Source organism: Actinoallomurus acanthiterrae (genome assembly GCF_054775715.1).
Window position 1 is genome coordinate 3,110,406 of the sequence record NZ_BAAHCO010000001.1, and the last position, 17,812, is coordinate 3,128,217.

Consider the following 17,812-nt stretch of genomic DNA (forward strand, 5'->3'; position numbering starts at 1 on the left):
GAGGACGTCGAGGACCTTTCGCCCCTGGGGAGCCGCCTGCCGCCCGGATGTGCTGAAGGTGGGACAGCGGGCGGGCCGTCGTCCGCCTCGACGCCAGGAGGAGGCGGTGATCATGAACGTGGTCCTCGTGGGAACGGACGGATCGGACAGCGCCACGTCGGCCGTGGCCTGGGCGGCCGAGGAGGCGAGCCGTCGCGGCCTGCCGCTGCGGGTCCTGCACGCCGTCGCGCCCTGGCTGTACGACACACCGGTCGATCCGCGCTTCGCCACCGTACGGACGTGGCTGCTGTCCACGGGCGGCGAGGTCGTCGACGCGGCCGTGGCCGCCGCGCGGGAGCGTGACCAGGCCGTGGCAGTGGAGGGCGAACTCGTGCCGGGGCCGGCGGCACGGGCGCTCCTGAGCCGCGCGGACGACGCGGCCATGATCGTGCTGGGCGGTCACGGGACCGGTCCCGCCACGGGCCTCCTCCTGGGGTCCACGACGCTCCAGGTCGTCTCGCACGCGAGGGTTCCGGCCGTCGTGGTCCGGGGAGTGGAACCCGAGGTGCGGCGCGAAGTGGCGGTCGGGGTGGACACCGTGACGGCCGGGGAACCCTCGATCGGCTTCGCGTTCGAGGAGGCGGCGCTGCGGGGAGCGCGGCTGCGGGTGGTGCACGTGTGGTCGCACCCGGCATCGGCGGGACCGGGGGACATGCAGCCCCTGGTGTACGACCCGCAGATCGTCGCCGGGGAGGAACTGCGGAGGCTCGAGGAGTCCCTCGTCGCCTGGCGGGACAAGTTCCCCACCGTCGACGTGGCCTCGGAGGTCGTGCACGGCCGCCCGGCGCGGGTGCTCGCGGGCGCCTCCGCCCAGGCGGACCTGCTGGTGGTGGGGACCCGCGGCCGGGGCGGCTTCACGGGGCTGCTGCTCGGTTCGGTCTCACACGCGCTGCTGCACCGGGCGCACTGTCCGCTGGCCGTCGTGCCGACCGCGCCCTGAGTCCCGCCGCTCCCCGAGACCCACGGCGCGCCCGCGGCCGTGACCACAGGAGGAGACATGACCGAGTCCCCGGACATCTCGGAGCGCGGAGAGATCCTGCACCGGCTCGTCGAGGCCGCGGTGTGGGCTCCCTCGGCGCACGACACCCGGCCCTGGTGGTTCGACACCCACGGCGAGACGGTGACGCTGCACGCCGACACCGAACGCCGCCTGAACGTCGTGGATCCGCACGGCAGGGAGATGCTGATCAGTTGCGGCGCCGCGCTGTTCACGCTCCGGCTCGCCGTCCGCCGCCTCGGACGCCGGCCGGAGGTGCGCATGGGGTCCGATCCCGACCGGCCGGGGCTGATCGCCGACGTGAGCGTGGGACAGCCGCAGCCCGTCTCCGACGACGAGCGACAGATGTGCGAGCAGATCGAACGGCGGCGTACGCACCGCGGCGGCTTCCGGCCCTGTTCGCTGCCGGTCGGGCTCCTGCAGGACCTGCGGGCGCACGCCTGCGCCGAGCGCGTCTCGCTGCGCATCGTGGCCGACCCCCGCGTGCGCATCGCGCTCGCCGCGCTGTCCGACGCCGCCGAGCAGGTGCAGCGGATGGACCCGGCGTACGTCGCGGAGGTCGCCCGCTGGGCGCCTCCCCCGGGGAGCGAGCGGCTGGACGGCGTTCATGAGGAGGCTCCTCCGCGAGACCCGGACGACACCGAGCCGCACGTCGCCGAGCGGGACTTCGCGCGCGGCCAGGGCTGGGGGATGACCGGCGGAGAACCACGGGAGGCCACCGGGGTCGTCGTCCTGCTGACGACCACCGGGGACGGCCGTACCGACTGGCTCCGGGCCGGACAGGCCCTCCAGCGGGTACTCCTGCGGGCCGCCGAGGACGACGTGTCGGCCGCGTTCCACACGCAGGTGCTCGAGGTGCCGGAGTTGCGGGAGTTCATCAGGACGCGCTTCTGTGACGCGACGTACCCGCAGATGATCATGCGTTTGGGGGCGGCCGACGACGAGTTCGCCGGCGCCCGGGGGTCCGCCGCGGACGTCCCGATGGGCGACCTGTGACGCCGACGAGTTCGCCGGTGCCCGGGGGGCCCGCCGCGGACGTCCCGACGGACGACCTGTGACGCCGAACCACTCCGCCCAGTGTCAGGAGCGGCCGGTCCAGCGGGGCGCGGTGGCGGCCCAGGCGTCCTCCCACAGCGTCATCCGCCGGCGTTCGAGACGGCGGTTGGCGGCGGCGTACACGCCGGCGTGCAGGATCGTCAGCGAGGTGAGAGCCGCGAACACCGCCAGGGTGGTGTCGGTCAGCGTCTGCGCGTGCGTGCGGGGCCGGGCGGTCAGGTGGCCGGCCTGGTTGATCCAGACCCGGCGATGGGCGCCGGCACGGTCGTCGCCGGTGGGCACGACCGTACCCGTGTGGACCCCGCCGGTCCGGTCCTGCCAGCGGAGCCTTGTCTCTTGACCGATGCCGTTCCTGGACGCCGCCGTGCCGGTCGCGGTGACCAGGGCGTCGACCTGGTAGCGCGTCCGTGTCTGGTGGTGTTCGGCCCGCAGCCCGGCGCCGCCGACGAAGTGGATCATGAGAAGAGCGGCGATGACGCCCGTGACGAGGAACACCGCGGCCAGCACGGCGACGAGCCGCGCATGGAGACGGTCGACCGGGCGCCGCAGGGGGTTGCGGTCTGGGCGCAGGTAACGGACGCAGCCCAGCACATGGATCGTGAGCGCACGCATGGGACACCTCCATCACGGCCCTTCTACCCGCAGGTTAGGCGTCCTTGCATGAAATTGGGGAGGGTCTCTGGTCCTGGCCTGAAGGTCCGAGAGTCCTTCCCCTCCGTGGGCTTTGGCCTCTCCTCCGAGACAGCCTGGTGCGATTGGCTTCAAGTAGGCCGGACGAGCCGGCGTCACGCCGGCCCGTGGGTACCCGAGCCTGACGGGGGAAGGCCGCCGGGTGTGAGGGACAGGGGCCCTCACACCCGGTGGCGACAGCGGGAGGAAGATCCGATGAGATCCTTCGACGGCAGTTACGTCCTGGTGGGTTTCGACGGCTCCGCGGGGGCGGAGCGCGCGCTTCGCCGGGCGGTCGAGGAGGCGCGGACACGGCGGCTCTCGCTCACCGTCTGCCACGCCTGGCACTGGCCGTACCCGGTTCCGCCCTCGGGGCCCGAGGCGCTGGAGACGGTGCGGAGGATGGGAAGACACACCCTTGACCACGGCGTGTTCGTGGCCCGCCGGATCTGCCCGCCGCTGACGGTACGCCCGCGTTTCGCTGCCGGCCCGGCCTCGGCGATCCTCATCGAGGAGTCGGAGAACGCCGCTCTCGCGATCGTCGGCTCGCACGGGCGGGGTGGGTTCGCCGGGCTCGACGCGGGCTCGACGGCCCTGCAACTGGCCGCGTACGGGCACTGCCCGGTGATGGTGATCCGCGGGAATACAGGGCCCGGCAGCCCGGTCGTCGTGGGCGTGGACGGGTCCACGAGCTCGGAGGCCGCCCTGGCCTTCGCGTACGAGGAGGCGGCGCTGTGCGGCCGGTCCGTGCGCGCGGTGTACGCGTGCTGGGAGGCGGAGGCGATCGCCTCCGCCGAGATGGGGATGTTGCGCGATCCCGAACAGCTCCGCATGCTCAGCGCGGCCCGGCTGGAGCGGACGGTGTCGCCGTGGCGGGAGAAGTACCCCTACGTCGAGACCGAGACGCGGCTCGTGATGCGGACTCCGCGGCACGCCCTGCTGGAGGCCGCCGCGGACGCGAGCCTCATCGTCGTGGGGGACCGCGGGCTCGGCGGGGTCACGGGGCTCCGCCTGGGGTCGGTGAGCCACGCCGTGCTCGACCACGCCCCCTGCTCGGTCGCGATCGTACGGCCGCGAAGGTGAGCGCGCGTCAGGCGACGGGCTCCCCGATCCGGAGGTCGGACAGGTCGGTGATGACCCGGTCCGCCCCGTACTCCGGAAGGATCAACGAGCGCCCGCCCCGGTCCACGCCGACGACGAGGCCGAAGCCGCCGCGCCGGGCGGCCTGAACCGCGGTGAGGCCCTCCTCGACGATGGCGGTCCGCGCGGGAGGGGTCCGCATCCGCCGTGCGGCCAGCCGGAACAGGCCGAGGTCCGACGAGGCCGGAAGGCCGCATCCGGATGCGTCCAGGCCGTCCAGACGGATGTCGAACAGGCCCGCCAGGCCCGCTCTCCTGAGCAGTTCGGCGGCGTACCGGCTCGCGGACACGGCCGCCGTACGGAGTCCGCGCAGGCGCACCGCGTGGAGCACCGTGACGGTCGAGGCGAAGGCCTGGACCCCGCGCTGCCGGACGGCCGTGAGGAAGAGCTCCTCATGGCGCGCGGTCAGGCCGCGCAGGGCGTCGTAGCACAGGGGGATCTCGCAGGTCGCCAGATACTGCCGTACGCCGTCCAGCCGGGTCCGGCCCTGCATGTGCCGCCGGTAGTCGGTGACCGCGTCGTAGTACCGGCACTGCGTCTCGTACACGGCCGCGTGCGAGCGCAGGAACGGGTCGAGGACGGCCTTCCAGGCCGAGGCCGACGCCTGGGCGGTGTCGACGAGGACGCCGTCGACACCGAAGATCACCGCCGCGATGTCCCCGCTGAGTACGCACTCGTGGGATGTGGTCCGCATGGGCGTTGCCTTTCTCGTGCTCTCCTTCAGCACGCTTCACGACCGCCCATCCGCGACGCGTGATCTGCATGATCATGGCGGCATCACGACGGTGAGCGGCCACGAGGACGTCTCACCGTCCAGGCTGCGGGCCGCCCGCGAGGTGAGGACGACGATGGCGACGTCGGTGCCCAGGGAGCGCCAGGCGGCGCGGACGGCCTCCGGCTCCTCGGCGGGCAGGACGATCGCTCCGGTCAGCCCGAAGCGCGTCACCTTGGTCCCTTCCCCGATGATCGCGATTTTGGCCATGTCATGCCTTTCTTTCTGGTCTTCCCTTAATCGCCGTAGTCACGCGCTTGGGGGAGGTTGGGCCAAAACGGGGCGCATCCCCATGATCCGGACGTGTGGGCGGTCGGGGGAGGGCCTCCCGGCTCCGGAAAAGAGGACGTTGGGCCCACATGGCCCGGCAAAAGTTGGAAAGGAAGTAATGGATCGCGTACGGGTCCCTCGTCCCGTCTGGCGGCGCTCGCCCTCGCCTCGCCAGAGACTCCGAGGCCGATCGAGCGGCATGCGGGAGGTGCGGCATGGTCGCCGGGGGAACCCATCTCGGCGCGCGGCGATGAGCAGCCCCGCGCAGGCGGGCCTCGTCATCGCCTACGTCGACGGAACACCTTCCGGAGACGAGGCCGTGACCTGGGCGATCGAGGAGGCCGGCGGAACGCCGTCGTCCGGGTGCTGCCGCGCCGTGACACGGATCGGCTGCTCGCCGAGGCCGTCGACGCCGCCCTGATCGTCGTCGGCTCGACCGGGTTCCTGGCCATGTCCGGCCTGGCCGTCGGCTCGACCGCGATGGAGGTGGCCGTACGGGCGGACGTCCCCGTGGTCGTCGTCCGTCCCGGCCTGCCGGGCGCGGCACCCGGTCCGTCCGCCGGCCGCGTGGTCGTCGGCGTGGACGGCACCGGGCTGTCGGACGCGGCGATCGGCTTCGCCGCGGCCGAGGCGGACGACCGCGGCTGCGGCCTCACCCTCGTCCACGCCGTGGAGCGAGAAGAGCACCGGGGCCTGGCCGAGGCCATGCTCATGCGGATCGCGGCCCCGCGGCGCGATGTCAGGACCGTCGTCCGGGTCGGCATGGCGAGCGTGGCGCTGATCGAGGAGTCCGCCGGCGCGGAGCTCCTCGCGGTCGGCTCACGGGGCCGCGCCGGCCTGAGCGGCATGCTCCTCGGCTCCGTCAGCCAGGCCGTCGTCCACCGGGCGCACTGCCCGGTCGCCGTGGTCCGCGCGCCCGTCGACTGATCCGCCGCCGTGCCGTCGGTGTGCGTGGCCGCCTGCGGCCAAAGAGCCCGGGCGAACCCGGCGATATGACGGAAGTCATGACGTCCAGTCAAGCGAAACTTTCGAAGATCCCCTACGCTGCGGTGGGTGCGGCTTCCTCCCAGACGAGTACGTCCTGTCCGGCGTATCTACTTGACGACGGCGGTCAGCGTGGCCTCCGTCGGCGTGGTCGCCCTGGCCGGCGCCGAGGCGGGCGAGGGCGGCTCGCTCAAACCGCTGTGGATCCTGATCAGCATCGTGATGAGCGTGACGGGCGCCGCGGTCCCCGGGTACGAGCAGATCCGCAAGGAACGCCTGCGCAAGGAGGCCGAACAGTCGGCGATCGATGCCGCCGTCGAGATGCGGGTCACGCTGAACGACGCGCTCGACCCGATCGTCCGGCAGATCGGGCGCATCGCCACCGCCACGAACCGCCAGGAGCGGAGCAACCTGCGGGAGGCGACCGTTCCGATGATCCTGGACTCGGCGGCGCACCTCCTCGACGGCGAGCGCGTCCGCGCCTGCTGGTTCCGCCTGGACGACGTGAAACCGAAGAGGCTGGTGCCCTCGCTTTACGCCGGGCGCGCGGACGAGCCCGTGACGATCTTCGAGGAGGGCACGGCCGAGGGCGACTCGGCCCTCGCGATGATCCGGCACAACCACCATGCCGTGGCGCTGGACGTGGAGACCGACCCGCCGCCGGGGTGGCACGGCTCGACGCAGCACGGGTATCGGTCCTTCATCGCGGTGCCGGTGGTCGCCGGGCATCGGGCGTTCGGGATGCTGACGGTGGACGCGATCGATGTCGCCGGGGTGACCGAGGCTGAAGTGCCGTTCGTGCGCCTGCTGGCGGGCCTTCTCGCGGACGCGCTCGCGGTCGGCGCCCCAGATGAGGGCCTGCTGCGCCTCGGCCGATAACAGATTAGGTATTGATCCAAATTGACCTTTGCCGTGGCGCCACCGACACTTGCGCATAGGGAGGGAGTTGGCTATGGCTGACGACATCGTCGTGCAGGATTCCGACGATCGGTCGGAGCGCATGACCCGTGATCCTAAGCGTTACTTCGAGGAGGCTCGGCGACGGGCCGAGCGAGAGCTGAAGCGCGAGGTCGAGGCACGGCCGCAAGGAAACGGCCGTGTGGAGCACGGCTGACTAACCGAGATGAGCGACGCGGGCCCCCGATCCGGGCCCGCGTCGGCGTGTCGGTGCCGGACGACCTGTCCGGTCTCACTCCGGGGTGATGTCCTCATCGTCCTCGGACCTGCCCTGGCGGCGCTGTTCGTGGACGAACGCGTCCTGGGTCCCGTCGTAGTCGCGGCCGACGTGCTCGGCCGCCTGCTCCGACAGGCGTGCGGCGGTGTTCTCCTGCCGCTCGGCGTCGTCGCGTCGTGCGTCGCGTTCCGGATCCATGGTCTCCCCTTCTGTGACGGCGTGCTCCTTGAGCCGGGGCGTCCGCCCGCGCGCTCAGCGGTGGATCAGCTCCGCCATCTTCGTCTTGATCCCCTTCTTCACGAGGCCGACGCGGTCGGGATCGCCCTTGAGTACGGCCTCGGCCATGTCCTTGACCTGTGAGAACTCCGCGTGCGGCGGGATCGGCGGGATGTCCGGGTCGCAGCGGATGTCGAGCACGACGGGCCAGCTCGAGCTCAGCGCGCGGTCCCAGGCGGGGCCGATGTCGTCGGGCTTCTCCACGTCGATCCCCTCCAGGCCGATCGACCGGGCGAATCCGGCGTACGAGATGTCCGGCAGCGCCTGCGACTCCTCGAACTTCGGGGCGCCGCCCATCGCCCGCAGCTCCCAGGTGACCTGGTTCAGGTCGTTGTTGTGCAGGACCGCGACGATGAGCCGCTGGTCGCGCCACTGGTGGAAGTAGCGGCGGATGGTGATCAGCTCGGCGAGGCCGTTCATCTGCATGGCGCCGTCGCCGACGAGGGCGATGGCGGGCCGGTCGGGGTGGGCGTACTTCGCGCCGATGGCGTACGGCACGCCGGGGCCCATCGTGGCGAGCGTGCCGGACAGCGAACCGCGCATGCCGGCGCGGAACCTCAGGTCGCGGGCGTACCAGTTCGCCGCCGAACCGGAGTCGGCGGCCAGGATGGCGTTGTCGGGCAGCCGCTCGTTCAGCTCCCAGAAGATCCGCATCGGGTTGATCGGATCGGCCTCGACCATGGCCTCGCGCTCGACCGTCTCCCACCAGCGCGCGACGTTCTTCTCGATCGTCTTGCGCCAGGCGCGGTTCTTCTGCTTCTTCAGCTTCGGGATCAGTGCCCGCAGCGTCTCCGCCGCGTCGCCGACCAGGTTGACCTCGTTCGGGTAACGCATGCCGATGAGCTTGCCGTTCACGTCGATCTGCACCGCCCGCGCCTGGCCGAACTCGGGCAGGAACTGGGAGTACGGGAAGTTCGAGCCGACGATGAGCAGCGTGTCGCAGTCCTGCATCATCTCGTACGACGGCCGGGTGCCGAGCAGGCCGATCGCGCCGGTGACGTACGGCAGGGTGTCCGGCAGGACGTCCTTGCCGAGCAGCGCCTTGGCGACGCCCGCCCCGGTCAGCTCGGCGACCTGCCGCACCTCCGCGGCGGCGCCGCGCGCGCCCTGACCGACGAGCATCGCGACCTTCTCCCCGGCGTTGAGCACCTCCGCGGCCCGCTCGATCTCCGCGGGCGGCGCGACCGTGACGGGAGGCGTGTAGCCCGGGGCGCTGGACGGGACGTTCTTGAACGCGTGCGTCGGCGGCTCGTACGGCTCCTCCTGCAGGTCGGAGGGGATGATGATGGCGGTCGGCGCCCGCTCGTCCAGCGCGATCCGCATCGCGCGGTCGAGAAGGTTCGGCAGCTGCGCCGGCACGGTCGCCATCTGCACGTACTCGCTGGCGACGTCCTTGAACAGCGACAGCAGGTCGACCTCCTGCTGGTAGCTGCCGCCCATGGCGGAGCGGGCGGTCTGCCCGACGATCGCCACCACCGGGACGTGGTCCAGCTTGGCGTCGTACAGGCCGTTCAGCAGGTGGATCGCGCCCGGCCCGCTGGTCGCCGTGCACACCGCCGGCTTGCCGCTGAACTTGGCGTACCCGACGGCTTCGAAGGCGGCCATCTCCTCATGGCGGGCCTGCACGAACTGTGGCTTGTTGTCGGCTTTACCGAGCGCCGCGACGAGGCCGTTGATCCCGTCACCCGGGTAGCCGAACAGGTACTCCACGCCCCACTCGCGGAGGCGTTCCAGCAGATAGTCGGCGACAGTGCGCGTCATCGCTCCTCCTCGTGTGCTTACCCAGGGTGCGGTTCCCGGCGCACGGGGTTGAAACCTGCTCGGCGGGTATCCGGGTCCGTATGAGCAGCCTTCAGCGGGATCTCGAGGCGCGGGTCGATGGGGAGGTCCGGTTCGACGCGGGATCGCGCGCGGCGTACGCCCATGACTCGTCCAACTACCGGCAGACGCCGATCGGGGTGGTGGTGCCCCACAGCGTCGAGGCCGCCGTCGAGGCGGTCCGGGTGTGCCGCGAACACGGGGTGCCATTGCTCTCGCGGGGCGGGGGGACGAGCCTGGCGGGGCAGTGCTGCAACGAAGGCGTGGTCATCGACTGGTCGAAGTACTGCGATCGGCTGGTCTGGCTGGACGAGAGCCGGCGGCGGGCGCTGGTGGAGCCGGGCGCCTGCCTGGACGACCTGAACGACCGCCTGAAGCCCCACGGCCTGCACGTCGGGCCGAAGCCGTCCACCCACGACACGTGCACGATCGGCGGAATGGTCGGCAACAACTCGTGCGGCGCCTCGGCCCAGGCGTACGGCAAGATGGTCGACTCGGTGGTCCGCCTGGAGGTGCTCACCTACGACGGCGTGCGGATGTGGGTCGGGGAGACCTCCGACGAGGAGTACGAGAAGATCCTCACCGAGGGCGGTCGCCGCGCGGAGATCTACCGGGCGATGCGCGAGCTGCGCGACGAGAACATGGCCCTGATCCGCACCCGGTACCCCGACATCCCGCGCCGGGTGTCCGGCTACAACCTCGACTCGCTGCTCCCGGAGAAGAACTTCAACGTGGCGCGGGCGCTCGTGGGCAGCGAGTCCACGCTGGTCACCGTGCTGCAGGCGGAGATCGAGCTGTTCCCGGTGGCGGAGTACCAGACGCTCGTCGTCATGGGGTATCCCGACATCTTCCGGGCGGGCGACGCGGTGCCCAAGGTCGCGAGCCACCAGCCCTTGGCGCTGGAGGGGCTGGACGAGACGCTGATCGACATCGCCCGTGCCGAGAACGCCGCGGGCAAGAAGGCCCTCGAGGGGCTGCCGGAGGGCTCGGGCTGGCTGATGGTCCGGTTCGGCGGCGACACGCGTGAGGAGGCCGACTCCCGCGCCGACCGGATGATCAAGGAGCTGAAGGGGACGGAGCACGACCCCCACGTGGTCTTCATGGACGATCCGGCCGAGGAGGAGCGCCTGTGGAGGATCCGCGAGGCGGGCCTCGGCGCGACGGCGTACCCGCCGGGCCATCCCGACACCCATGAGGGCTGGGAGGACGCCGCCGTCCCGCCCGACCGGCTCGGCGACTACCTGCGTGACTTCCGGGCGCTGCTCAGCGAGTTCGACTACGGGCAGGCCTCGCTGTACGGGCACTTCGGGCAGGGCTGCGTGCACACCCGCATCGCCTTCGACCTGGAGGACCCCGACGGGGTCGGCAAGTACCGCCGGTTCGTCGAGCGGGCCGCCCGTCTGGTGGCCTCGTACGGCGGGTCGCTGTCCGGCGAGCACGGCGACGGCCAGTCCCGTGCCGAACTCCTGCCGATCATGTTCGGGCCCGAGATCGTCGAGCTGTTCGGCCGCTACAAGCGGATCTTCGACGCCGACGACCGGATGAACCCGGGCAAGGTCGCCGCCCCGCCCGGCGGGCGCGTCCACCGCCTCGACGAGAACCTCGACCATCTCGACTACAACCCGGCCGAGCCCCGGACCCACTTCTCCTACCCGGATGACCATCACCGGTTCACGCATGCCGCCGCCCGCTGCGTCGGCATCGGCAAGTGCCGGTCCTCCTCGGGCGGCGTGATGTGCCCGAGCTACCGGGTCACCGGTGAGGAGGAGCACTCCACACGCGGCCGGGCGCGCATCCTCATGGAGATGATGCGCGGTGAAGTGATCACCGATGGCTGGCGGTCGCAGGAGGTGCACGACGCCCTCGACCTGTGCCTGGCGTGCAAGGGCTGCCGCGGCGAATGCCCGGTCAACGTCGACATGGCGACGTACAAGGCCGAGTTCCTGTCCCACCACTACCGGTGGCGGCCCCGGCCGCTCGCGCACTACTCGATGGGCTGGCTGCCGCTGTGGGCCCGGATGGCGTCGGCCGCGCCGCGCGCGGTGAACGCCCTGACGCACGCCAAGGGCCTGAACCGCGTCGTCAAGCGGGCCGGCGGCGTCGACCGCCGTCGCGAGCTGCCGTCCTTCGCGTCCGAGCGCTTCATCGACTGGTTCGCCCGGCGGGGGTCGCAGGGGGACGGCGATCCGGTGGTGCTGTGGCCGGACACGTTCACGAACAACTTCCACCCGGACGCGGGCAAGGCCGCCGTACGGGTGCTCGAGGCGGCTGGGTTCCGCGTCGAGGTGCCGCCCGTCCCGCTGTGCTGCGGGCTGACCTGGATCTCCACCGGCCAGCTCGGCACGGCCGCCCGCATGCTGCGGCGCACGGTCCGCGCCCTCGCGCCACGGCTCCGCCGCGGTGTGCCCGTCATCGGCCTCGAGCCCAGCTGCTCGGCCGTGTTCCGCTCCGACGCGCCCGAGCTGCTGGCCGGGGAGCCGGTGTCGGAGGACGTCGAGCGGCTCGCGAAGCAGACGCACTCGCTGTCGGAGTTCCTCCTGGACCGGGCCTCCACGTTCGTCACGGCGCCGCCGCCCGGGACCGGGATCCACGCGATCGCCCAGCCGCACTGCCACCAGCACGCCATCTGGGGGTTCGACGCCGACCGCGAGCTGCTGAAGCGCGTCGGGATCGAGGCGGAGGTCCTCGACGAGGGCTGCTGCGGCCTCGCCGGCAACTTCGGCTTCGAACGCGGGCACCACGAGGTGTCGGTCGACGTCGGCGAGCTCGGCGTGCTGCCCGCCGTACGGAACGCCGCGGACGGCACCCGGATCCTCGCCGACGGGTTCTCCTGCCGGACCCAGATCGAGCAGGGGACCCCGGCCCGGCCGGTCCACCTCGCCGAACTCCTGGCGGAGGTTCTCACGTGATCGAGCTCTCCGCGGCCGCGTACAAGATCCCGACCGACGGCCCCGAGGCGGACGGCACGCTCGAGTGGACGTCGACGACGATGGTCCTCGTCGAGGTGCGGGCCAACGGCCGCCACGGCATCGGCTGGACGTACGGTCCGCCCGCGATCGCCGACGTGGTGACCTCGGAGCTGGCGCCGGTGGTGAGCGAGGACGTCCAGGCGTCGCACGAGGCGATGTGCCGGGCGGTCCGCAACGCCGGGCGGCCGGGGATCTGCTCGATGGCGATCTCCGCGGTCGACTGCGCGCTGTGGGACCTGCGGGCCCGGACGTTCGGGGTCCCGCTGCACCGGCTCCTCGGCGCCGTCCGCGGCGAGGTGCCGGTGTACGGCTCCGGCGGCTTCACGACCTATGACGTGGCCCGGACGCGGGAACAGCTCGGGCGCTGGGCCGGGGACCTCGGCATTCCCCGCGTCAAGATCAAGATTGGTGAGGCGTGGGGGACCCGGGAGAGCCGCGACCTGCGGCGCCTCGAGCTCGCCCGCGAGATCATCGGCGGCGGCGTGGAACTGTACGCCGACGCCAACGGCGCGTACTCCGCCAAACAGGCGATCCGCGTCGCCCGGCAGGCCGCCGACGTCGACCTGCGATGGTTCGAGGAGCCCGTCTCCTCCGACGACCTGCCCGGTCTGCGGGAGGTCCGCGCGGCCGTCGAATGCGAGGTGGCGGCCGGAGAGTACGGCTACGACCTGCCGTACTTCGCCCGGATCATCGACGCCATCGACTGCCCCCAGGCCGACGTCACCCGCGTCGGCGGCATCACCGAGTTCCTCCGCGTCGCCGGCCTGGCCCGCGCGCACGGCAGGGACCTGTCCGCGCACTGCGCGCCGCACCTGCACGCGGCCGCGATGGCCGCGATCCCGAACGCCCGCCACATCGAGTGGTTCCACGACCACGTGCGGATCGAGTCGATGCTCTTCGACGGCGCGCTGTCGCCGAAGGGCGGCTCCATCCGCCCGCGCGACGACGCTCCCGGCCTCGGCCTGGAGTTCAAACGGGCCGACGCCGAGCAGTACCGCGTCCGCTGAGCCGGGCGACCGTACGGCACCGTCGACGGCCGGGGCGCCGCTCAGCCCGGCGACGAGCGGCGGCCGTGAGACGGGGCTTTCTGACAACGGTTTCAGTTCTGCTCCCGTTCGCTGGCGGCCTCTGTGGGGGGTCGTCGGCCTGCGGTCAACATCCGTCCAGGTCATCCGGGTCAGGTTCGGCGTTGGTAACAAAACGGAAACAGGGGTGGTCTCCGCTATTGACGTCTTGTGGGCGCTGACTGCAACCATTCTCTGACAACGGTTTCAGTTGCAGGAGGCGATGTGGCCACCATCCACGACGTGGCGGCACGCGCCGGGGTCTCCCCGGCGACCGTGTCGCGGTTCCTTCGGGGACACCGCGTCCGGTCGTCCGAGGCGATCCAGGCCGCCGTGGACGAGCTGGGCTACTGGCCGAGCGTCGCCGCACAGTCGCTGAAGTCCGGGCGCACGCGCACCATCGGCGTCGTCGTGCCCGACATCACCAACCCCTACTTCGCCGCCGTGGTCAAGGGCATGGAGTCCGTCACCCGCAGCCAGGGTTACCGCATCCTGCTCGCCAACAGCGACGAGAGCAGCGAGCGCGAGGACGAAGTGCTCGCGGACATGATCCGCCAGGTCGACGGCATCGTCCTCGCCCCCGCCACCGAACAGGACCAGACACCCCTGCACGTACGAGACGCCGACGTGCCGCTCGTCTTCGTCGACCGGGACCTCGTCGGCGGAGAGCGCTTCGACGCCGTACTCGTCAACAACGTCGAAGGAGGCCGGCAGGCCGCGGCGCACCTGCTGGGGCTCGGTCACACCCACATCGCCGCGATCAGCGGCAACCAGGACTCCACCCCCGGACGTTGCCGCCGCGAGGGCTTCCTGGACGCGCTGGCCGCCGCCGGTGCCGAGATCCAGCCGGAGTACGACCTGGTCGGCGACTTCCGGGAGGAGAGCGGCTACCAGCTCACCATGTCGCTGCTCTCCCTCCCCGAACCCCCGACTGCCGTCTTCACCGCGAACAACCTGATGACCCTCGGAGCCCTCAAGGCGCTGCACGACATGCGGGTGGACATCCCCGGGCAGGTGAGCCTGATCGGAATGGACGATCTCGACACCGGCCCGCTGCTCCGGCCCCCGCTGACCGTGATCGACAGGCCCATGGTCGAACAGGGGGTCCTGGCGATGAGGCTGCTGCTGCGGCACTTCGACAAGGAGTACGCCGACGACACCCCTCGCCGGATCGTCCTGGACATCAAGCTCATCGAACGCTCCTCGACGGCCCCACCGCGACAGACCGGCGACACGACCGCCCGCCGCAGGTCAGGAAGGACCCGAAAGCCATGACGACCAGTACGACGAGAGTCGACGAGATCACCTCGTCGACGGCGGCCCTGCGCGGTTTCCTGCGTGGTCTGCCGGCGGTGGATCAGGTGGGGGCGGAGGAGCGGGCCGCGCGGCTGGCGACGCGTTCGATCAAGACGTCGGCGAAGGCGTTCGCGATCGATCTGGCGATTTCGATGGTGGATTTGACGACGCTGGAGGGCGCGGACACTCCCGGCAAGGTGCGGGCGCTGTGCGCGAAGGCGGCGCATCCGGACCCGGCCGACGCGACCGCGCCGAGGGTCGCGGCCGTGTGTGTCTACTCCGACCTGGTGGGTGAGGCGGTCCGGGCCCTCAAGGGCACCGGGGTCGGGGTGGCGAGTGTGGCGACGGCGTTTCCGTCGGGGCGGGCGCCGTTGGATGCCAAGCTCGCCGACACTCGCCGGGCGATCGGTGATGGGGCGTCGGAGATCGACATGGTGATCGATCGGGGTGCGTTCTTGGCGGGCGATTACCAGAAGGTGTTCGAGGAGATCGTCGCGGTCAAGGCCGAGTGCGGTGACGTGCACCTGAAGGTGATCTTGGAGACTGGTGAGTTGGTCACCTACGACAATGTGCGCCGCGCGTCGTGGCTGGCGATGCTGGCTGGGGCCGATTTCATCAAGACGAGTACGGGCAAGGTGAGTCCGGCTGCGACGTTGCCGGTGACGCTGGTGATGCTCGAGGCGGTGCGTGACTTCCGGGCGCGGACCGGTCGTCAGGTGGGGGTGAAGCCTGCGGGTGGGATTCGGACGACCAAGGACGCGATCAAGTACCTGGTGCTGGTGAATGAGACGGCGGGGCCGGACTGGCTGTCGCCGGAGTGGTTCCGCCTTGGGGCGTCGAGCCTGCTGAATGACCTGCTGATGCAGCGCCGGAAGCTGACGACCGGCGTGTACGGCGGTCCCGACTACTTCACTCTCGACTGAGGCAGACATGACTTTCGAGTACGCTCCCGCGCCGGAATCGGCCGCGATCGTCGATATCAAACCGTCCTATGGGCTGTTCGTCGACGGGGAGTTCGCAACGGCTAAGAGCTCTTTCAAGACCGTTAATCCGGCGACCGAGGAGGTGCTGGCCGAGGTCGCCGAGGCCGATGAAGCTGATGTCGATCGGGCTGTGGCGGCGGCCCGTAGGGCCTACGAGGGGACCTGGTCGAAGCTGCCCGCGTCGGAGCGGGCGAAGTACCTGTTCCGGATCGCGCGGTTGATCCAGGAACGCTCCCGCGAGTTGGCGGTGTTGGAGTCGGTCGATAACGGTAAGCCGATCCGTGAGTCGCGGGATGTGGATCTGCCGTTGGTCGCGGCGCATTTCTTCTACTACGCGGGGTGGGCCGACAAACTCGGTCACGCCGGGTTCGGCCCGGACCCGAAGCCGCTGGGTGTGGCCGGTCAGGTGATCCCGTGGAACTTCCCGCTGCTGATGCTGGCGTGGAAGATCGCGCCGGCGCTGGCGTGCGGGAACACCGTCGTGTTGAAGCCGGCGGAGACGACGCCGCTGAGTGCGCTGGCGTTCGCCGAGATCTGCGTCCAAGCGGGGTTGCCGCCGGGTGTGGTGAACATCGTGACTGGGGCGGGGGAGACCGGCCGTGCGCTGGTCGAGCACCCGGGTATCGACAAGGTCGCTTTCACCGGTTCGACGGAGGTCGGCCGGCAGATCGCCCGCTCGGTGGCGGGCACGAAGAAGAAGCTGACGTTGGAGTTGGGTGGTAAGGCCGCCAACATCGTCTTTGATGACGCGCCGCTGGACCAGGCGGTGGAGGGGATCGTGAATGGGATCTTCTTCAACCAGGGCCACGTGTGCTGCGCCGGGTCACGTCTGCTCGTCCAGGAATCGGTCGCCGAGGAGCTCCTCGATCGGCTGAAGGCGCGGATGGCGACGCTGCGGGTCGGTGACCCGCTGGATAAGAACACCGATGTCGGTGCGATCAACTCCGCCGCGCAGCTCGCGAGGATCCGTGAGCTGTCTCAGGCGGGTGAGGCCGAAGGCGCGACCCGCTGGTCCCCGGCGTGTGAGCTGCCCGAGCGGGGGTTCTGGTTCGTCCCGACGGTGTTCACGAATGTGGCGGCCTCGCATCGGATCGCGCGGGAGGAGATCTTCGGTCCGGTCTTGTCGGTGCTGAGTTTCCGGACGCCGGGTGAGGCGTTGGAGAAGGCCAACAACACTCCGTATGGGTTGTCGGCGGGGATCTGGACCGATAAGGGGTCGCGGATTTTGTGGATGGCGGAGCGGTTGCGGGCGGGGGTGGTGTGGGCGAACACGTTCAACAAGTTCGATCCCGCTTCCCCGTTCGGTGGGTACAAGGAGTCCGGTTTCGGGCGTGAGGGTGGACGGCACGGACTGGAGGCCTACCTGCGATGAGCGAGCGACTGAGTGTCCGTAAGACCTACAAGCTGTTCATCGGGGGCGCGTTCCCCCGGTCCGAGTCCGGCAGGACATTTGCGGTGAATGATGCCAAGGGCAGGTTCGTGGCCAACGCCGCCCGCGCCTCGCGCAAGGACGCCCGGGACGCGGTGGTGGCCGCGCGCAAGGCCCAGGCCGGCTGGGCGGGGCGGACCGGCTACAACCGGGGGCAGATCCTCTACCGCATCGCCGAGATGCTGGAGGGCCGCGCCGGCCAGTTCGTCGAGGAACTGCGCACAACCGGTCTGGGCAAGACGGCGGCCACCGCCGAGGTGGACGCGGCGATCGACCGGTGGGTCTGGTACGCCGGATGGGCCGACAAGATCACCCAGGTGACCGGGTCGGCGAACGCGGTGTCCGGGCCGTTCTTCAACTTCTCCACCCCCGAACCCACCGGCGTCGTCGCCGTGATCGCGCCCGACTCACCGCTGCTCGGCCTGGTCTCGGTGCTCGCCCCGGCGATCGCGACCGGCAACACCGCGGTCGTCGTGGCTTCGGAGCCCGCGCCCCTTCCGGCGATCACCCTCGCCGAGGTACTGGCCACCTCGGATCTGCCTGGCGGCGTCGTCAACCTCCTTACCGGGCACCGGGCTGAGCTGGCGCCTTGGCTGGCCTCCCACCAGGACGTCAACGCCCTCGACCTGACCGGCGCACCAGAGGACCTGGCCACCGACTGCGAGCGGGCGGCGGCCGACACCCTCAAGCGAGTCCACCACCCGGCCGCCACCGACTGGACCACCGACCCCGGCACCAGCCGCATCACCGCGTTCCTGGAGACCAAGACCGTCTGGCACCCCGTCGGCATCTGAGCCGGCCTTTCCCCGACCTCCACAACAACCCAACCCCAAGGGCACGGCGACGCCGTGACCTCTGCTCACTCATCCCTCGAAC

The 17,812-nt window shown here is 70.9% G+C and carries 17 protein-coding genes; 12 read left to right on the top strand and 5 right to left on the bottom strand.

Annotated elements, in window-relative coordinates:
- The first annotated feature begins 112 nt into the window (after window positions 1-112).
- Complete coding sequence (locus ACYVF7_RS15130; RefSeq protein WP_460340009.1) at window positions 113-979, top strand: universal stress protein; 867 nt, start codon at window positions 113-115, stop codon at window positions 977-979.
- A 57-nt stretch (window positions 980-1,036) separates the two neighbouring features.
- Entirely contained in the window at window positions 1,037-2,032 is a 996-nt protein-coding gene (locus ACYVF7_RS15135; RefSeq protein ID WP_460340012.1) for an Acg family FMN-binding oxidoreductase, read from the top strand.
- 84 nt (window positions 2,033-2,116) lie between these two features.
- On the opposite strand, the gene ACYVF7_RS15140 is transcribed toward ACYVF7_RS15135, so the two are convergent.
- Window positions 2,117-2,704, bottom strand: a complete 588-nt coding sequence (locus tag ACYVF7_RS15140; protein WP_460340014.1) for an Rv1733c family protein — start codon at window positions 2,702-2,704, stop codon at window positions 2,117-2,119.
- A gap of 273 nt (window positions 2,705-2,977) precedes the next feature.
- Here ACYVF7_RS15140 and ACYVF7_RS15145 point away from each other — a divergent pair, with 273 nt between their 5' ends.
- The gene (locus ACYVF7_RS15145) at window positions 2,978-3,844 is read left to right on the top strand and encodes a universal stress protein (protein WP_460340017.1); all 867 of its coding nucleotides are present in this window, start codon (window positions 2,978-2,980) and stop codon (window positions 3,842-3,844) included.
- Between the two features lie 7 nt (window positions 3,845-3,851).
- Here ACYVF7_RS15145 and ACYVF7_RS15150 read toward each other — a convergent pair whose 3' ends face one another.
- The gene (locus tag ACYVF7_RS15150; protein WP_460340020.1) at window positions 3,852-4,595 is read right to left on the bottom strand and encodes an HAD family hydrolase; all 744 of its coding nucleotides are present in this window, start codon (window positions 4,593-4,595) and stop codon (window positions 3,852-3,854) included.
- Between the two features lie 72 nt (window positions 4,596-4,667).
- The gene (locus ACYVF7_RS15155) at window positions 4,668-4,883 is read right to left on the bottom strand and encodes a V-type ATP synthase subunit F (protein ID WP_360883001.1); all 216 of its coding nucleotides are present in this window, start codon (window positions 4,881-4,883) and stop codon (window positions 4,668-4,670) included.
- Between the two features lie 93 nt (window positions 4,884-4,976).
- On the opposite strand from ACYVF7_RS15155, the gene ACYVF7_RS15160 reads away from it, so the two are divergent.
- From ACYVF7_RS15160 to ACYVF7_RS15170, 3 genes are all read left to right on the top strand, one after another.
- Window positions 4,977-5,870: a universal stress protein gene (locus ACYVF7_RS15160; RefSeq protein ID WP_460340023.1), complete on the top strand. Its 894-nt coding sequence runs from the start codon at window positions 4,977-4,979 to the stop codon at window positions 5,868-5,870.
- A 189-nt stretch (window positions 5,871-6,059) separates the two neighbouring features.
- Window positions 6,060-6,806, top strand: a complete 747-nt coding sequence (locus ACYVF7_RS15165) for a GAF domain-containing protein (protein ID WP_460340026.1) — start codon at window positions 6,060-6,062, stop codon at window positions 6,804-6,806.
- A gap of 73 nt (window positions 6,807-6,879) precedes the next feature.
- Window positions 6,880-7,041: a hypothetical protein gene (locus tag ACYVF7_RS15170; RefSeq protein WP_460340029.1), complete on the top strand. Its 162-nt coding sequence runs from the start codon at window positions 6,880-6,882 to the stop codon at window positions 7,039-7,041.
- A gap of 75 nt (window positions 7,042-7,116) precedes the next feature.
- Here ACYVF7_RS15170 and ACYVF7_RS15175 read toward each other — a convergent pair whose 3' ends face one another.
- Together ACYVF7_RS15175 and ACYVF7_RS15180 are read right to left on the bottom strand one after the other, a co-directional pair.
- Window positions 7,117-7,299, bottom strand: coding sequence for a hypothetical protein (locus ACYVF7_RS15175; RefSeq protein ID WP_460340031.1), 183 nt, complete (start codon window positions 7,297-7,299; stop codon window positions 7,117-7,119).
- Between the two features lie 54 nt (window positions 7,300-7,353).
- A complete protein-coding gene (locus tag ACYVF7_RS15180; protein WP_460340034.1) occupies window positions 7,354-9,138 on the bottom strand; it encodes a thiamine pyrophosphate-requiring protein in 1,785 nt (594 codons plus the stop codon).
- Window positions 9,139-9,218: 80 nt separating this feature from the next.
- Here ACYVF7_RS15180 and ACYVF7_RS15185 point away from each other — a divergent pair, with 80 nt between their 5' ends.
- The 6 genes from ACYVF7_RS15185 to ACYVF7_RS15210 all read left to right on the top strand — a co-directional run bounded on the left by ACYVF7_RS15185 (window position 9,219) and on the right by ACYVF7_RS15210 (window position 17,730).
- A complete protein-coding gene (locus tag ACYVF7_RS15185) occupies window positions 9,219-12,104 on the top strand; it encodes an FAD-binding and (Fe-S)-binding domain-containing protein (protein WP_460340037.1) in 2,886 nt (961 codons plus the stop codon).
- On the top strand, window positions 12,101-13,171 hold the full coding sequence (locus ACYVF7_RS15190; protein WP_460340040.1) for an enolase C-terminal domain-like protein: 1,071 nt from the start codon (window positions 12,101-12,103) through the stop codon (window positions 13,169-13,171). Before ACYVF7_RS15185 ends, ACYVF7_RS15190 begins: the two co-directional genes overlap by 4 nt.
- A gap of 282 nt (window positions 13,172-13,453) precedes the next feature.
- Window positions 13,454-14,503 (top strand): LacI family DNA-binding transcriptional regulator, encoded by a 1,050-nt coding sequence (locus tag ACYVF7_RS15195; protein ID WP_460340043.1) that lies wholly within the window; start codon window positions 13,454-13,456, stop codon window positions 14,501-14,503.
- Entirely contained in the window at window positions 14,500-15,447 is a 948-nt protein-coding gene (gene deoC / locus ACYVF7_RS15200; RefSeq protein WP_460340046.1) for a deoxyribose-phosphate aldolase, read from the top strand. The genes ACYVF7_RS15195 and deoC overlap by 4 nt, the downstream gene beginning before the upstream one ends.
- Before the next feature lie 7 nt (window positions 15,448-15,454).
- Window positions 15,455-16,879 carry an aldehyde dehydrogenase family protein gene (locus tag ACYVF7_RS15205; RefSeq protein WP_460340049.1) on the top strand — a complete coding sequence of 475 codons (1,425 nt, stop codon included), beginning with the start codon at window positions 15,455-15,457 and terminating at the stop codon, window positions 16,877-16,879.
- Window positions 16,876-17,730, top strand: a complete 855-nt coding sequence (locus ACYVF7_RS15210) for an aldehyde dehydrogenase family protein (protein WP_460340052.1) — start codon at window positions 16,876-16,878, stop codon at window positions 17,728-17,730. The genes ACYVF7_RS15205 and ACYVF7_RS15210 overlap by 4 nt, the downstream gene beginning before the upstream one ends.
- The last annotated feature ends 82 nt before the right edge of the window (window positions 17,731-17,812 follow it).

Bases quoted from the DNA above. Each gene is read 5' to 3' on its own strand.
- ACYVF7_RS15135 (WP_460340012.1), top strand. From the start codon at position 1,037: ATGACCGAGTCCCCGGACATCTCGGAGCGCGGAGAGATCCTGCACCGG.
- deoC (WP_460340046.1), top strand. From the start codon at position 14,500: ATGACGACCAGTACGACGAGAGTCGACGAGATCACCTCGTCGACGGCG.
- ACYVF7_RS15170 (WP_460340029.1), top strand. From the start codon at position 6,880: ATGGCTGACGACATCGTCGTGCAGGATTCCGACGATCGGTCGGAGCGC.
- ACYVF7_RS15175 (WP_460340031.1), bottom strand. From the start codon at position 7,299: ATGGATCCGGAACGCGACGCACGACGCGACGACGCCGAGCGGCAGGAG.
- ACYVF7_RS15130 (WP_460340009.1), top strand. From the start codon at position 113: ATGAACGTGGTCCTCGTGGGAACGGACGGATCGGACAGCGCCACGTCG.
- ACYVF7_RS15150 (WP_460340020.1), bottom strand. From the start codon at position 4,595: ATGCGGACCACATCCCACGAGTGCGTACTCAGCGGGGACATCGCGGCG.
- ACYVF7_RS15140 (WP_460340014.1), bottom strand. From the start codon at position 2,704: ATGCGTGCGCTCACGATCCATGTGCTGGGCTGCGTCCGTTACCTGCGC.
- ACYVF7_RS15205 (WP_460340049.1), top strand. From the start codon at position 15,455: ATGACTTTCGAGTACGCTCCCGCGCCGGAATCGGCCGCGATCGTCGAT.
- ACYVF7_RS15185 (WP_460340037.1), top strand. From the start codon at position 9,219: ATGAGCAGCCTTCAGCGGGATCTCGAGGCGCGGGTCGATGGGGAGGTC.
- ACYVF7_RS15180 (WP_460340034.1), bottom strand. From the start codon at position 9,138: ATGACGCGCACTGTCGCCGACTATCTGCTGGAACGCCTCCGCGAGTGG.
- ACYVF7_RS15155 (WP_360883001.1), bottom strand. From the start codon at position 4,883: ATGGCCAAAATCGCGATCATCGGGGAAGGGACCAAGGTGACGCGCTTC.
- ACYVF7_RS15210 (WP_460340052.1), top strand. From the start codon at position 16,876: ATGAGCGAGCGACTGAGTGTCCGTAAGACCTACAAGCTGTTCATCGGG.
- ACYVF7_RS15145 (WP_460340017.1), top strand. From the start codon at position 2,978: ATGAGATCCTTCGACGGCAGTTACGTCCTGGTGGGTTTCGACGGCTCC.